General features: G+C 44.8%; 19 protein-coding genes. 10 read left to right on the top strand and 9 right to left on the bottom strand.

Annotated elements, in window-relative coordinates:
• Nucleotides 1-7: 7 nt before the first annotated feature.
• From AC0VXY_RS03435 to AC0VXY_RS03420, 4 genes are all read right to left on the bottom strand, one after another.
• Nucleotides 8-502 carry an NUDIX hydrolase gene (locus AC0VXY_RS03435; protein ID WP_475526895.1) on the bottom strand — a complete coding sequence of 165 codons (495 nt, stop codon included), beginning with the start codon at nt 500-502 and terminating at the stop codon, nt 8-10.
• The gene (locus AC0VXY_RS03430) at nt 502-960 is read right to left on the bottom strand and encodes a hypothetical protein (RefSeq protein ID WP_475526894.1); all 459 of its coding nucleotides are present in this window, start codon (nt 958-960) and stop codon (nt 502-504) included. Before AC0VXY_RS03430 ends, AC0VXY_RS03435 begins: the two co-directional genes overlap by 1 nt.
• Before the next feature lie 198 nt (nt 961-1,158).
• On the bottom strand, nt 1,159-1,800 hold the full coding sequence (locus tag AC0VXY_RS03425; RefSeq protein ID WP_435993319.1) for an SDR family oxidoreductase: 642 nt from the start codon (nt 1,798-1,800) through the stop codon (nt 1,159-1,161).
• Between the two features lie 371 nt (nt 1,801-2,171).
• Nucleotides 2,172-2,801, bottom strand: coding sequence for an HAD-IA family hydrolase (locus AC0VXY_RS03420; RefSeq protein WP_475526893.1), 630 nt, complete (start codon nt 2,799-2,801; stop codon nt 2,172-2,174).
• Between the two features lie 117 nt (nt 2,802-2,918).
• Between AC0VXY_RS03420 and AC0VXY_RS03415 the strand changes: the two genes are divergently transcribed.
• The 5 genes from AC0VXY_RS03415 to AC0VXY_RS03395 all read left to right on the top strand — a co-directional run bounded on the left by AC0VXY_RS03415 (nt 2,919) and on the right by AC0VXY_RS03395 (nt 5,429).
• Nucleotides 2,919-3,701: a lysostaphin resistance A-like protein gene (locus AC0VXY_RS03415; RefSeq protein WP_475526892.1), complete on the top strand. Its 783-nt coding sequence runs from the start codon at nt 2,919-2,921 to the stop codon at nt 3,699-3,701.
• Between the two features lie 34 nt (nt 3,702-3,735).
• Nucleotides 3,736-4,191 (top strand): hypothetical protein, encoded by a 456-nt coding sequence (locus tag AC0VXY_RS03410; protein WP_435993325.1) that lies wholly within the window; start codon nt 3,736-3,738, stop codon nt 4,189-4,191.
• A 14-nt stretch (nt 4,192-4,205) separates the two neighbouring features.
• Nucleotides 4,206-4,823, top strand: a complete 618-nt coding sequence (locus AC0VXY_RS03405; RefSeq protein WP_475526891.1) for a class I SAM-dependent methyltransferase — start codon at nt 4,206-4,208, stop codon at nt 4,821-4,823.
• A 5-nt stretch (nt 4,824-4,828) separates the two neighbouring features.
• The gene (locus AC0VXY_RS03400; protein WP_060673635.1) at nt 4,829-5,023 is read left to right on the top strand and encodes a hypothetical protein; all 195 of its coding nucleotides are present in this window, start codon (nt 4,829-4,831) and stop codon (nt 5,021-5,023) included.
• 82 nt (nt 5,024-5,105) lie between these two features.
• Nucleotides 5,106-5,429, top strand: coding sequence for a DUF3221 domain-containing protein (locus AC0VXY_RS03395; protein ID WP_475526890.1), 324 nt, complete (start codon nt 5,106-5,108; stop codon nt 5,427-5,429).
• Between the two features lie 179 nt (nt 5,430-5,608).
• Here the strand turns inward: AC0VXY_RS03395 and AC0VXY_RS03390 are convergent, their stop codons facing one another.
• Nucleotides 5,609-5,977, bottom strand: a complete 369-nt coding sequence (locus tag AC0VXY_RS03390; RefSeq protein ID WP_475526889.1) for a YkvA family protein — start codon at nt 5,975-5,977, stop codon at nt 5,609-5,611.
• 142 nt (nt 5,978-6,119) lie between these two features.
• Between AC0VXY_RS03390 and AC0VXY_RS03385 the strand changes: the two genes are divergently transcribed.
• Together AC0VXY_RS03385 and AC0VXY_RS03380 are read left to right on the top strand one after the other, a co-directional pair.
• A complete protein-coding gene (locus AC0VXY_RS03385; RefSeq protein ID WP_435993335.1) occupies nt 6,120-6,446 on the top strand; it encodes a YnfA family protein in 327 nt (108 codons plus the stop codon).
• A 60-nt stretch (nt 6,447-6,506) separates the two neighbouring features.
• Nucleotides 6,507-7,079 (top strand): DUF6434 domain-containing protein, encoded by a 573-nt coding sequence (locus AC0VXY_RS03380; RefSeq protein ID WP_475526888.1) that lies wholly within the window; start codon nt 6,507-6,509, stop codon nt 7,077-7,079.
• Between the two features lie 91 nt (nt 7,080-7,170).
• Here AC0VXY_RS03380 and AC0VXY_RS03375 read toward each other — a convergent pair whose 3' ends face one another.
• Nucleotides 7,171-7,905, bottom strand: a complete 735-nt coding sequence (locus AC0VXY_RS03375) for a hypothetical protein (RefSeq protein ID WP_475526887.1) — start codon at nt 7,903-7,905, stop codon at nt 7,171-7,173.
• Nucleotides 7,906-8,558: 653 nt separating this feature from the next.
• Between AC0VXY_RS03375 and AC0VXY_RS03370 the strand changes: the two genes are divergently transcribed.
• Both AC0VXY_RS03370 and AC0VXY_RS03365 read left to right on the top strand, forming a co-directional pair.
• The gene (locus tag AC0VXY_RS03370) at nt 8,559-10,301 is read left to right on the top strand and encodes an ABC transporter ATP-binding protein (protein ID WP_475526886.1); all 1,743 of its coding nucleotides are present in this window, start codon (nt 8,559-8,561) and stop codon (nt 10,299-10,301) included.
• Nucleotides 10,302-10,455: 154 nt separating this feature from the next.
• Complete coding sequence (locus AC0VXY_RS03365; protein WP_475526885.1) at nt 10,456-10,917, top strand: N-acetyltransferase family protein; 462 nt, start codon at nt 10,456-10,458, stop codon at nt 10,915-10,917.
• A gap of 39 nt (nt 10,918-10,956) precedes the next feature.
• Here AC0VXY_RS03365 and AC0VXY_RS03360 read toward each other — a convergent pair whose 3' ends face one another.
• The 3 genes from AC0VXY_RS03360 to AC0VXY_RS03350 form a co-directional block, all read right to left on the bottom strand.
• A complete protein-coding gene (locus AC0VXY_RS03360) occupies nt 10,957-11,397 on the bottom strand; it encodes a hypothetical protein (protein WP_475526884.1) in 441 nt (146 codons plus the stop codon).
• Nucleotides 11,398-11,443: 46 nt separating this feature from the next.
• On the bottom strand, nt 11,444-12,154 hold the full coding sequence (locus tag AC0VXY_RS03355) for a YwaF family protein (protein ID WP_475526883.1): 711 nt from the start codon (nt 12,152-12,154) through the stop codon (nt 11,444-11,446).
• A 115-nt stretch (nt 12,155-12,269) separates the two neighbouring features.
• Nucleotides 12,270-13,103 (bottom strand): SDR family NAD(P)-dependent oxidoreductase, encoded by an 834-nt coding sequence (locus tag AC0VXY_RS03350; RefSeq protein WP_475527803.1) that lies wholly within the window; start codon nt 13,101-13,103, stop codon nt 12,270-12,272.
• 109 nt (nt 13,104-13,212) lie between these two features.
• Between AC0VXY_RS03350 and AC0VXY_RS03345 the strand changes: the two genes are divergently transcribed.
• Nucleotides 13,213-14,181, top strand: a complete 969-nt coding sequence (locus tag AC0VXY_RS03345) for a helix-turn-helix transcriptional regulator (RefSeq protein ID WP_475526882.1) — start codon at nt 13,213-13,215, stop codon at nt 14,179-14,181.
• The last annotated feature ends 27 nt before the right edge of the window (nt 14,182-14,208 follow it).

Here is a 14,208-nt window from a genome sequence, read left to right as displayed (position 1 = left end):
CACTTCATTATTTTTCTATGTTGGTGCTATGTTCATGATTTTTGAAGTTGTCTTGTATACCGATTTCCTCATTCAGCTTCCACGCTTCCTCTATTGCCCAATAATGATGCGCATGTACCAGGAGCCTTTTCGCATCCTTTCGATCCATCCAAACTGGAACATGGTCATCTTCCATTGGTTTCTGCGTCTTTTCATTCAGCTCAACCAGATAAAAGTGTCCTTCCCCAAGGAGCGGATCTCCCTTTTTTGAAACAAAGTAGCACATGGCATTTCCGATATAAGAACCAATCGATACACTGTAACCTGTTTCCTCCATCAGTTCTCTTTGCAGACACTCTACATGACTTTCATTTCTTTCTATGCCGCCACCCGGCAGAAAGTAGTGCCCCGTCTCGTTTCGAACCGTCAGGATTTTGTCTTTTTCATGATGAAAGATGACGGCATAGACACCTTTTCTCTTTTGAAAATCCATTCCAGGAACTTTTTCACCGAATACATTCATTACCTCTCCACTCTCCATCTCCCAACATGGATGTCCTCATTTTGGTGATCTTCCGTATCTAAACTCAAAAAATTCAACACCAACACATAAAAAGGAAAAGCAACCAATGCCCCGATCAACACTAAACCTGTCGCAGGGTTAGGAGCGTCTCCCCCATATGTCGTTGGAAAGAAAGTGGCGATGACGTACGTAAATAGCAGAAAGTATGGAAACCAAAGAACCGACGTCCAATAGCTTGCCCTCCGCCCCTCCATCCACTTCCACGTTAATAAGTAGAGGAAGACCGTTCCCATCAGAAAAATCGCGACAATCAGGAATCCACTGACATCCATCACCACTCCCATTTCCCAGCTCGTCAGTCTCGTCAACCTGTATACATTCACCATCAGCTCCACGGGAACGAGAATCATCAGGGCATAAATCATGCTGACCACATTTAATTTGACAAAATAATTCAATTCGAATCACCTGTATCCTTATGCCAATTATTCCAAATCAACACAATATTCTCAACCCCATAAAAGAATGACCTTGATATGGGGCACTCTGGCTGAGATTCCTATATTATTTGAATCATACGTCAATCCATATGTCGTCTACCCGTTTTTACATAAAAAAAGAATGACCATCCAACGATGATCATTCCTTTCTCTTATTTATACGTTTTTAACGGCTTCTTCTATTCCAGTACTTCCTGAAATAAGATCGAATCCTTTATTAAACGTGCTCGCTTCCGTTAACGATGCCACGATGGTTCTCGCCACATCTTCACGCGGAATGGATCCTCTTTCAAGATTCTCACCCGCCGATACCTTACCAGTACCTTCTTCGTTCAGCAATCCTCCCGGACGAATGATCGTATAGGTAAGTCCACTGTCCTCAAGTGCTCGATCCGCAAAGTGCTTCGCCACATAATACGGCTTCAGGGAGTCATTCCAGTTCTCACGGTGATGAGCCTGCAGGGCACTCACGATGATGAAACGTTCTATTCCTGCCTCTTTTGCAGCCTCCATCGTTTTCACCGCTCCGTCAAGATCTATGAGAAGGGTTTTGTCTGAACCAGTGCTGCCACCTGATCCTGCAGAGAATACGACGGCATCGGCTCCCTTCAATCCGTTTGAAATTTGATCCACCGTGCCTTCCAAATCAACCAGTGCAGCTTCTACACCGTCCTGCTCGAAAGACTGTACCTGCTCTTCTTTTCTCACGATCGCTCTCGGAGTATGTCCCACTTCCTTCAAGAATCCGACCACTTGCTTCCCGATCTGTCCATTTGCTCCAACAACTGCTACGTTCATAACCTCATCTCCTTATTCCGATAATTTTGGTATGAATTTATCATCACATGTTTGGCGGGGTGATGACAAATCATCTGTTTGGTCTGTGCTCATATAATGTATCCGAAATGGGGAGTTTCAAAACAAAGAAGAGCACATGCAGTCGTAAATGGAGAACGATTTTGAAAAGAAGCAGGAAATTGGTAGTGTCATAGACTCCTGAGAAGTGGATTATATTCATAAGGGGGCGTCGGTGGACCATGATTGCGTCATTTTCAGATTTATTGCGTCATTTTTCAATTAATTGCGTCGTTTTCACGATAATTGCGTCATTATTTTGTTTTATGCGTTTTTCCCAAAATTACCCACAAAAGACCATCGAGGTCCGTCCCTCAATGGTCTCCATCCTCAATAACCTTATACAACTCTTCCACACTCGTCACTACGTAATCTGCGTGAGGATTTTCTACCCGCTCATCTGCAAAGTAGCAGGAACTGATTCCGGCATTTTTCCCCGATTCGAGATCCAAATCCCGGTCACCGATCATGATTGCTTCTGATGGCTCAATATCATGTGTGCGGATCAGATGCTTAATGGCATTCGGACTGGGCTTTCTCTCAAATCCGTGCTCGGAAGTGATGAAATCAGAGAAGTAACCCGTCAACCCGTAGCTCTCCAGCATCGTGATGGATGACTCACCTCTATGGGTGTACAGATAATTCCTGCGCCCCGATTCATGAATATACTTACATATTTCTGCGATTCCTTCAAAGGGCTTGGACAAATCGTACTCGACTTCTTTTCTGCGGGTATTGTAGGCTGTGATAAACTCGTCACCAATCCCATACTTTTTACCATAATGATTAAAAGCGTGAGTCATCGATACCTTCATTTGTTTCATGATGTCCTCTAACGGTTCCTCGATTCCCCGGCTGTCCAGCGTGTCTTTGAAGGCTCCCGCCATCACGGGATATGTATCAAAAAGAGTGCCGTCAAAGTCCCAAATGATATGCTTGTACATGTCCTAACCCCTCTCTCTTATGTAAACTATCTTCATGGTACCACAATGAAAAATGAACAGATACAAAACAGGAAAATTATGCTAAACTATTTTCAACGATTGCCCTAGGAGGACTATATGACCCGTTCACCCCATACCCTTTTCCTTATAAGCTCTGCCGGCCTGTTTTTCTCAGGCATCATCCTTCTTTCGTATCGCGCATACGGATGGGAACTTCTGCCGATGCTAGGGCTTCTCATCCTCTATTTATCTACTAAAAACAACCGATCCGTCGTTTCCTTGTTCTTATTCTTTCTTATAGGGTTCCTGATCTTTCAATGTGCAACAGGCTGGATCAACGGCTGGGAGATCTTAAAAGAAACGAAGATCCTTTTGAACAGAAGTTTTCTTCTATTCATCCTGTTTGCCTTAGCCGTCTCACAATGGATTGCGAAGAGAAAGGTCCGTCTCTACATGACATTACCGGATTGGAGCAAGCGCATCTCCATGCCTTCACAAACTATTTCACTGCCGCTTTTTTTATTAATCGGGCTTGCGGGATCAAGCACCATCTTCATTCCACTCATCTGGTCGGAGGGAATCAGTGAGTTGAAATCATTATTCCTTTTCGCAATAGGATTCACCATCCTGAACGCTACGCTGGAAGAACTCATCTGGAGAGGCGTCATGCTGTCGTCATTGATCCAAAACACCTCAGTCGTTTATGCCATCACCGTGACAAGTATCGGATTCGGACTCCTGCATCTCTCCATCGGTATCCCGCTCCTCCTCAGTCTTCTATTCTCTTTCGGAGGACTTTTTTACAGCATCGTAGTCTTGAAGACAGATAGCATCTATCCTTCGATCGCCTTTCATATGGTGATGAATATGGGGATGGTGTTGAATGGGTGGATAAACTAGACTTACAACCTCAGAAAAGAAAGGATTTGTATGTATGAAACATTTTTTAAGGGCTCTAATCTGTTTATTCCTTATTTTCTCCCTGACAGGTTGCATCGCTGAAGACTATGACTTCACTCCCCCCACTGTTACCCTTATGGAAACGGACAGCGTCGACTCCGTAGAATTAACCGAAACCAATATAGAGTGGCGGGGTGAAAACGGCAAACCATTGGAGAAAGAAACGAAAGAAGTAGTAGACTTCGCTCGGGAACAGAAGGAACTGACATTTCCATCCGGGCAGCAGGTAGACGTCCTTTTTGACAGTGAAGACTTTGCAGTGGAGGAATTACGTGCATTCTTATGGATCGGCAATGAAAAGTTGCAGCTGAAAATGGATGAGAACCGTTCCTTCACATTCCCTAAAGGAAAAGGGTCTTACGTTTTGGAGGTCGACCTTCAAACGGATAGAGGCAGTGCACAGTATGTTGGGAATATTGTTATACAGTAAATAGGGAGGGAAAAATGAACAACCGATGGAACGAAATCATTTATAAACTCTGGTCCCCTGTATACGACAGGATTTTTAATACAGGAAAATTCCTTGAAGCCCGTCAAAAGCTCTTTCTTCACCCACCATTCCATCCGCACCAACGAATCCTGGTCGTCGGCGTTGGCACAGGGGCTGACCTGGAGCTCTTGAGTCACACTCAATTCCAGATTACAGCCATTGACTATTCCGGTGACATGCTTCGAAAGGCTAAAGATAAATTCAAGGATACCAAGATCGAATTCATTCAAATGGACGCCCAACAGATGAGTTTCACAGAGAACAGCTTTGATGCAGTGGTAGGCAGTCTCATCTTATCCGTCGTCCCTGACCCGGAGCTTTGCATGAAGGAAATGATCCGGGTGTTAAAACCTCAAGGATCCATGATCATTTTTGACAAGTTTTCACCCTCTCAAATGTCTCTAATCAAAAAAATGGTCCGACCCTTTGTAAAGATATTGGGTACAGACATCGGAGTGAACTTTGAGAATTTATATGAACAGAACCATGAAGCGATCATTCTTAAAGAAGATGAACCTCTTCTTTTCAATGGAATGTACAGAAAGATCATACTTACCAAAACAGGGAGGTGAACAGCATGGAACTTTTTATTATTTTCATAAGTGTCATTATCCTGATCGTGTTTTTATTTATCTTCTATATCATAGTGGAACGGGCCGTTCGGGAAGGCATTAATAACTCAGTAATCGGAAGATACCTTGAAGAAAAGCATGGAATCAAAGAGCCACAAGGGGATGAAGATTTATATGACGATAGGTTCAAGGGGGAATGATGGTTGTTTGGGATGACAGTGGAAGAAATATGGATGTAACGTCCCTCCCCCTTCTCCCGACTAATTCACTGAGGTGAATTCAATGAAAATGCAATTCTTATGGATTCTACTAGTATCGACCCTACTTCTAGGCTGTGAAGACCAAGACTTGGCTTATGACAAAATATCCGACAATAAAACACTCCATGGGAAGGTTCTTGAAAAACGCAGCAAGGGAATAACTCTCGCTTTAGCCGGGGAATCAAGGGATAGATACTCTGAAACGATTCGTGTATCTGTTCAGGATGAAAATATGATCAAGCTTATAGAGGAAGGACAGGATTTATTTGTATGGTATGACTTCGTTCGGGAATCCGACCCTCCCCAGACTACTGCACTTAATATAGAGATTATAAGGAATAGATAAAAACCATCTCTAATTTAAATTCCCCTTCTAATCTCCCTGCAAATTCGTTGAGAATCTATCTGGCTTTTATTCTTGAATTGTTTGGCAAACTTCATTAAATTCTTTCTATCTGATTCTGCTATTGACTTTTCACCTGAGGATAAAGACATGTCCGTTCACCTCCCCCTTAGAGAAAAAAATCACAACTTCCCATCAACCTCAGACGTATCCACATCATCACCGAACCAGTCACTCAACTTCGCCTTGGCCTTCCCTTTCACTTTATCATCGATATACATGGATACCTGCAATAACGCGAGACCCAGGGCCCCAAGGTCATCTGTAAACCCTACCCCCACTGCCATGTCCGGAATGAAATCCGTTGGAAGGATGAAATATCCGAGTGCCCCGATAATGACCATTTTCGACTTCTTTGGAACATCCGGCTTTTGCAGGACAAAATAAAGAAGCAGTGCCGTATACACGACGGAATGTCCCGCCTTCACACCATACCTTTTTAACTTATCCCAGAACTTTTCTTCTGAAAAATGTTTTTCCGTGTTGTCCATATCAGTTCCACCTCCGTATTGAGACAAGTGACGATCTCTTATTCTTTTCATTGTAGAAGGTTTGGGGAAAATAGACAAATGTTTGCTAACCCGGATGTGCGTTATAATTCAATTACGCAAAACAAATTGAAGGAGTGATCACATGGTAAATGCCATCATCTTATTCATCCTTGCCGGAATCGCGGAAATCGGCGGAGGCTACCTTATCTGGCTATGGCTCAGGGAAGGGAAACCCGCCTATTGGGGAGTCGCCGGCGGGATAGCCCTGGCCCTTTATGGCGTCATCGCCACCTTCCAGTCCTTCCCGTCATTCGGCCGTGTCTACGCTGCTTACGGCGGGGTCTTCATTGTCCTGTCCGTCCTATGGGGATGGGGAATCGATAAGAAGACACCTGATCTGTATGATTGGGTCGGTGCCGGGATATGTATCGTTGGGGTTGGTGTGATGCTGCTTGGACCAAGACAGTAGACAAACAGGAACGCTTGTTCTATAATAGGTGAAAATGGAAAATCCAAGGAGATGGCAGCATTGAGACCAACCTTAAACAGGGACACCCCAATTGAAATGTTTAAAAAGTACTATTGGTTGAAAGAAGAACTGCGATCATTCTGCCGCGCTAACGGAATCAACACTTCCGGTTCAAAGATAGAGCTATCGAATCGAATTTGCACTTTCTTGGAAACAGGCGAAATCAAAAAGCCCGTCAGAAAATCAAAAGGGATTCGAAACACAAATCATAATGAAGTGTTAAGTCTAGATACCGTCATTACTGCCCATCATCGTTGCAGTCAAAACGTCAGAACCTTCTTTAAGTCTGTCATTCCCGGTTTTCATTTCTCTACTTATATCCAAAACTATTTTAAAAATAACGTAGGAAAGACGTATCGTGACGCAATCGAAGCTTGGTACGAAGAAGAAAATCGAAAGAAAGACCTGGCATATGAAAAGAAAATCGCACCTCAATTCGAATACAATCAATTCACACGTGACTTCTTTGCCGATCCGGCCAATAAAGGGAAAAAGAGAGAAGATGTCATTGAAGCCTGGAATGAAATCAAGAAGCTTCCGGGGAGTAATAAGTATGTTGGGGATATTTTATGATTTAATCATGGGTTTTAAAGAGCCTCTATCTACAAATAAAAGCTTGCCCATGGTACGGGAAATCTTTAATGTACCATGGGCAGGTTCTAAGTTACGCTTTTTCCACCGGTATACGGTAATCAGGGTTACTCTGCCTCCAGCCCCCGCCCTGTTCAACGGTTCGATCTACACTTGTATCGCCATCACCATCTCTCCAGTACCCCTCTACAAACGTACCGTCTGCTCGATAATAGCCGTCCACCCAATGAGGAGCGACTCCGTGATTGTTCGGATTATCATCCACTATATAGTCCTGATTAATTGTTCCTTCAGTCGCAGAAACAGGGGCATTTGATTGACCTTCCATTGCCAAGGTTCCTGAATCATTGCCACCTCCGTCAATGCCTCCCTCATTCCCATTTACATCCACTACATCTGCAATGTCCAAAATCGATACGCCAAGAGCTCCAACAGCAACGGTTTTCCCAACATCTCTTAGACCCTTTTTCCAGCGATCTTCGTCTCCATCCATCACTCCGCCTGCTACATTCCCCACACTTTTGACAGTAGAACTGATACCTTGTCCTACGGCTTTCGCTGTGCTTCCGACGCCTTCTCCAATATCAGAAATTCCCTTGTCGATTTTAGAATCATCCTTGCTTACCATACCACTTCCTACATTCCAAGCTCCTTCTGCCACGTTCCCCAATTGTTTTCCGGCAAATTCAGTGGATTGCTTTACTCCATCCCCTACTTCCTTAATGAAATCCGATCCAGTCAGTTCACCGACTCCTTTAATGAGTCCTCCTGTCACACCTCCAACCAGTTCTCCTGCACCCTTACCCAAACTCTTTAAAAATCCCATAACCAGACCAACTCTCTCAAAATAATTTATATGTACAATTTACAAAGTAACAACTCTAGTACTTATGCACTATCAATCATATCATCAAATGTAATATACTAGTAGATTCATTTTCACTAAATCACAAATTTATGCTAAAAAGGGATAAAAATCATCTATCATTATTTTCCTAGTTTAGGAAACGTCGTCAATCCCCTACGCGCGCCCGCTACACGCACGTTGTTGGTGTTGTTTTCTCTCTTCTTTCTCTAAAGATCTACAGTCTGTTTTCGCTTGGGTTCCATGGGTGATTCACATCGTTTTTGGCAAGGGGAATAGGGGGTCGCGAGGTTAAGACAAGACCCTTGAATCATGTTATTTTTCTATCTTACATATGTATTGCCCCCCATTCACCCTCACCCTTTATATACTGACTCCAATCAAAACTGGATACCTTTGAAATTACTATCAGAAAATTAACTTTATTTTTCATCAACCCCATCATACAATAAAGGTATCGAAATTAAAGGAGGCTGTTTTCATGAGAAACAAAGCAATGGTAACCGTACATTCATATAAGGGTGGGATACCTTTTTAAAGATGACGGTCTTCCCCCTTATATGTGTTTTGTGAACTAACGCATAAAGGGGTATGTTATGACTTTTCCTTTGAAAAAATTTCTTTCGTATTACAAACCGTACCGTTCAATTTTTTTGATTGTGTTGTTCAGTGCATTGGTCACGTCTTCCCTGACTCTCGTTTTTCCGCTGCTTGTCCGCTATGTGACGAAGGATGTTCTGGCCGGGAGTCTTTCTACAGCTTTTGAGGATGTCCTTTGGGTCGGCGGTGTGATGGTAGTTCTTGTCGTTGCTCAAAACGTTGGGAATTACATTGTGGATTACAAGGGGCATGAGATCGGGGCACGAATGGAAACCGATATGAGAGGTGAATTATTCGCTCATCTCCAGAAGCTGTCTTACAGTTTTTATGATAAAGAGAAGACGGGCCGATTGATGAGCCGGGTGACGAATGATCTGTTGATGGTATCGGAGCTTTATCATCACGGTCCTGAAGATTATGTGAAATATCTGGTCCGTTTTCTTGGGGCGTTTGTGATTCTGTTCTGGATCAATGCTCCTCTTACCCTGACCGTTTTTTGTTTCTTTCCGGTCCTCGGGTTCTTCTCCCTGTACTTCAATAAAAAGTTGAACCGGGCGCTGACGGATAATAAAGAGCGGATAGGAGACATCAATGCTCAGGTGGAGGATTCCTTATCCGGCATTCGGGTCGTTCAGTCGTTTGCCAATGAATCTCTTGAAATCAGGAAATTTAACGTGGAGAATGAAAGTTTTCTGAAAAGCCGGAAAGGAACCTATCGTGCTGAGGCGTACTTCTATAATGGGACGGAAGCATTCATTCAGCTGATTACGATCACCATTGTCATCTTCGGGTCCATTCAGATTGTGAATGCGTCCCTTGACCTGGCCGACTTGATTACATTTCTTCTGTATATCGGCTTTATGATCGAGCCCATTCAGCGGCTCACTCATATGAGTACTCAATTTCAAGAAGGTGTGACAGGGTTTCAGCGATTCATGGAGATCATGAATATCAAGCCTGACATCGACAATGCCCCTGATGCAAAAACTCTTTCAACCGTTCGGGGACATGTTTCATTGAAGAACATATCATTTCATTATGATTCTGCCTTAGGGCCTGTATTTAAGGATTTAACTCTTGAAGTCCTCCCAGGGGAATACGTCGCCATCGTCGGACCATCGGGAGTGGGAAAAACGACTCTCAGCTCCCTGATTTCCCGCTTTTATGACGTTTCTGAAGGTGGGATTTTTGTAGATGGGGAAAATGTGAAAAGCCTGGACTTGCATTTCCTCAGAAGCAATATCGGGATCGTACAGCAGGATGTGTACCTTTTTTCCGGAACCGTCATGGAGAATATCCGCTATGGTCATCCCGAAGCGACAGACGAAGAGGTGATGAAGGCTGCAAAGCAAGCGAACGCCGATGCATTCATTACCCGGTTGCCACAAGGGTATCATTCCGAAATCGGTCAGCGTGGCGTCCGGTTATCAGGTGGTCAGAAGCAGAGGCTCAGCATCGCCCGTGTCTTCTTGAAAAATCCGCCGATTCTCATTCTTGATGAGGCGACGAGCGCCCTTGATAATGAAAGCGAAAGCATCGTCAAGGAATCCCTGGAGTTACTGGCAAGGGGCCGGACGACGCTCGTCATCGCCCATCGTTTATCGACGATCCGGAACGCAGGAAGAATCGTGGTGTTGTCAGATGGAAGGATAGTCGAAGAAGGGACACATGAAGCGCTACTCGAGCAGAATGGTCATTATTCCAGACTATATTCGAAGCAGTTTGAGGTTCAGGTGTAAAGGAGAAGGCTCTCATACCGTTTTGGTGTGAGAGCCTTTTGATTTTCCATAAGGTACACTTATTGATTTTCATAAAATAATAATCATTACCTTATTAGATGAATTCAGTTAGCATAGAACTTATCAAAAGGCTTTTACGATTAGGAGGATTCACTTGGAGAGAGAATTGCACTTTAGAGAAGCTACTGAAAATGACGTAGATCGTATCGTGGAAATGCTTGCTGATGACGTACTCGGAAGTAAACGGGAACGTTACGAGCATCCCCTTCCTGAAAGCTACAACCAAGCATTTAACGCCATTGATACTGACCCCAATAATGAATTGGTCGTTGCTTGTGACGGAGATGAAGTAGTCGGTGTGCAGCAAATCACGTTCACTCCATACCTCACTCATCAAGGTGGATGGAGAGCGACGATTGAAGGTGTCAGGACCTCTGCTTCTGTAAGAGGGGAAGGCGTGGGCACGAAACTGATTCAGTGGGCCATAGCTCGTGCAGAGGAAAGGGGATGTCACCTCATTCAATTGTCGACGGATAAGCAAAGACCGGATGCATTGAGATTTTATGAGAGATTGGGTTTTATACCCACCCATGAAGGGTTGAAGCTTAAGCTGTGAGATATGACAAAACGCTTGGGGATCCAAGCGTTTTTTGTTTCACCTCACTTCCACCGAAAACACATAACTCCCGTCCCCCTGCTTCCAATGGGCCACTAGATGATAGATATAGACCCCTTTCTGGTCAGGAACCACGATCGTATGATTTTTCATGCTCACGCTTTCCACCTGCTCTTTTCCACCCCACTTCTCTGCACCGATCTGTTGAGGTTTCTTTTTAAATGTCACTGTGATTTCCTCACCTGGGGACACAGGGGTTGGTTGATCTTCCCCTGCCATCGCCACTACACTTGAATAAGCTTTATCCACACATCCCCCTGAAAGGAGTCCGTCCCAGCAATAGGAACCTTTCGTTGTCGGGATACTGACTTCTCCTGCTGTTACATTTGGAGTCGGAGGCGCTGTACGGAAAGGTTGAATAATAAATAGAATAATCGCGATCACTGCAATGATATTGCTCATTGCCAATGCCTTTTTCATGTCCATCTCCCCTTTTAAACGTTAGACGTATCCCATAGGAAAAGGGTTACCCTTTAACCCTCTCCCTCCTCACGAGCATCCCCATCGGTACATACGTCATGAAAAACACGACAAGTGCCGCAATTTCGAGATTGATATAATAGATGATCCCCGATCCGAAAAAGGACAAGATTGTTTTCGATTCTGTGGGATTGGCCAGATAAAAGAAGTTCGTATCAAGAAGGATGTTCAGGAAAAAGATCGGCAAAGCGAGAAGGTTGACCATGAGGAAGCCGGTCCATATGGCTTTCTTTGGGACCCGGTAGCCCTCATATACAATGAAATAAAGGACGGACCACGCAATGGCTGCATGATGAAGGAAGTATTTCAGAAAGCGGTAATGGGGAAATTGATAAGTCATTTCAGGTGTCACCATGCTTAATATTGGGGGGAGGAATCCGATAAAGAACAAGAGATAAAAGGCCTTCTGATTCTGTTTCAAGAATAAATAAATGGCGATGAACGTACTGACGGAACAGAGCTGCAGAGGCAGGTCCCCCATCTCCCACTGTCCCGTTGACACCAGCCACATATGCCAGGACACTTCACTCAGCACGAGCATCCAGAATATCGTCCATTTCAAAACCGATTGATACCTCTTTAGGAAATGCCTGAAGTACACAAGCCAAAATGATAGTGCCACAAACATCAAAAGCACCGAGATATGGGGAACAGAAAACAACTCGAACGTCTGCATCTCTGTCACGGAAAACATCATGCCACCCCTATTCGTTTTGAAAAGTGGTTATCATGGATAGTTTATTCGGCACACAGGATGGTTAAGAACGGATTTCAGAAATTGAAAAAGCCCCCTTCGAGAGGGGACATCCATTCTATAACGTAAACGGCGGAACATACCGTCCATCCACATCCGTAAACTCATATTCTTTCGCAAGGTCACCCGCTTTCAACACCTGTCCCGTCTTTCGCATCACTTCAGGATCCTTCGCCAGGGCCGTGATGGCGCGTCCCACATAATAAGGGGTTTCAGATACCTTCAAATCTTCTGATTCCTTCCAGTTTTCCTCGTCCACACCCATATGTTTGAGCACAAGCTCTGTTCTCATAAATCCTGGGGATACAGCCATGACCGCAATCCCGTCTTTTTTTAACTCCTCCGAGAGACCATACGCCATGCGGATGAGTGCATTTTTTGCCAGGTCATAATAGAATTGTCCGGTGTACTTGCCTTCATCCCAGAACGTCGTATGAACAATAAGGGCTTCTTTATTTTCCCGAAGCAGAGGAATGGCAAAGTGATTGGTGGCTAACTGCGCCCTCACACCTGCCGTGAACATCGTATCCCAGTTTTCAAGGGATTGTTCCCAGAATGCTCCCGGATTCACACCGATATCATGTGCGCCCCATACGTTATTAATAAGAATATCAAGCTTTCCCTGTTCCTCCCTGACTTGTTCAATGACCTCTTTCGTTTCGGCATCAATCATATGATCACAGCGTACCGCGATTCCTGTACCACCGGCTTCATCAATCTGGGCAGCCGTGTCATCGATGGTACCCGGAAAGTTCTGCGTGACATTTCCTTTCGTACTGCGCCCGGTGACATACACCGTCGCGCCTGCTTTACCAAGTTCAATGGCGATTGCACGCCCTGCTCCCCGGCTTCCCCCTGTTACGAGTGCTACTTTTCCTGCGAGTGATTTCATCCAACCATTCCTTTCAACATCGAAGATAACCCTATTATACGATTCCATTCTTGACATCCTTTGTCATATTTCATTAAATAAAAGAAAATCCAAGAAAAAGGTGACCAATATGAGAGGCGACCGATTAGTATCCATTCTGTTACTACTACAAACACACGGCCGAATGACGGCGAAGGAACTGGCGGAGAAATTGGAGGTGTCTGAAAGGACCATTCACCGTGACATGGATGCACTTAGCAGCACCGGGATTCCCGTTGTGGCGGAGCGAGGGCAAAACGGGGGCTGGTCGCTCCTTGAAGACTACCGGACGGATTTGACCGGGTTGAAGGAATCGGAAATCCAGGCACTGTTCGTGTCTCCTTCCGTTCACCTCCTGGACGATCTCGGCCTGACCCGCACCACCGAAGAAGCACGGAACAAGCTCATCGCCTCCCTCCCGTCCACGTACCGGGAAAATGCGAAGGACGTGTGGAACCGGATCCATATCGACACGAGTTCCTGGCGAAAGCAGAAAGACAAGACAGCCTCCCTTGAAATGATCAAAGTGGCAATCTTCCAGGAAATCAAACTGGTCATCACCTACGAACGAGCTGACGCCGAAATCGATGACCGGGTGGTGGAACCACTCGGGCTCGTGGCGAAAGGGGATCTCTGGTATCTCGTCGCAGCGAAAGAAAACGGGGATATTCGTAACTACCGGGTCTCCCGGATTCATCATACCGAAAAAGTGGACGAGACGTTTCAAAGACCCGAGGGCTTCGACCTGGCACAGTACTGGTCATCTTCCACACAATCTTTTATCAAGAGGCTTCCCTCTTTTGAAGTGAAAGTCGAGGTGGCGCCACAAATGTTATCCAGGCTAACCTTCACGGGCCGTTTCGCCCGGGTCCTTGAAGTCGGGGAAAGGAGAGGTGCGGAATGGATACCTGTGACGCTTTCTTTTGATACTGAAGAAGAGGCAAAAGGCTATCTGATCGGGTTCGCCGATCAAGTCAACATCGTTGAACCGGCTTTTCTCAAGGAGAAAGTCCTGAAAATGGCTGAGGCTACAGTTTCATTTTATCGACGAATGGAATAATTCTTCCCGTTCTCCGATATGTTTTAA

This window comes from Rossellomorea sp. QJM3NY_18 (genome assembly GCF_056173145.1).
This window is presented reverse-complemented; position numbering and strand designations above follow the sequence as displayed.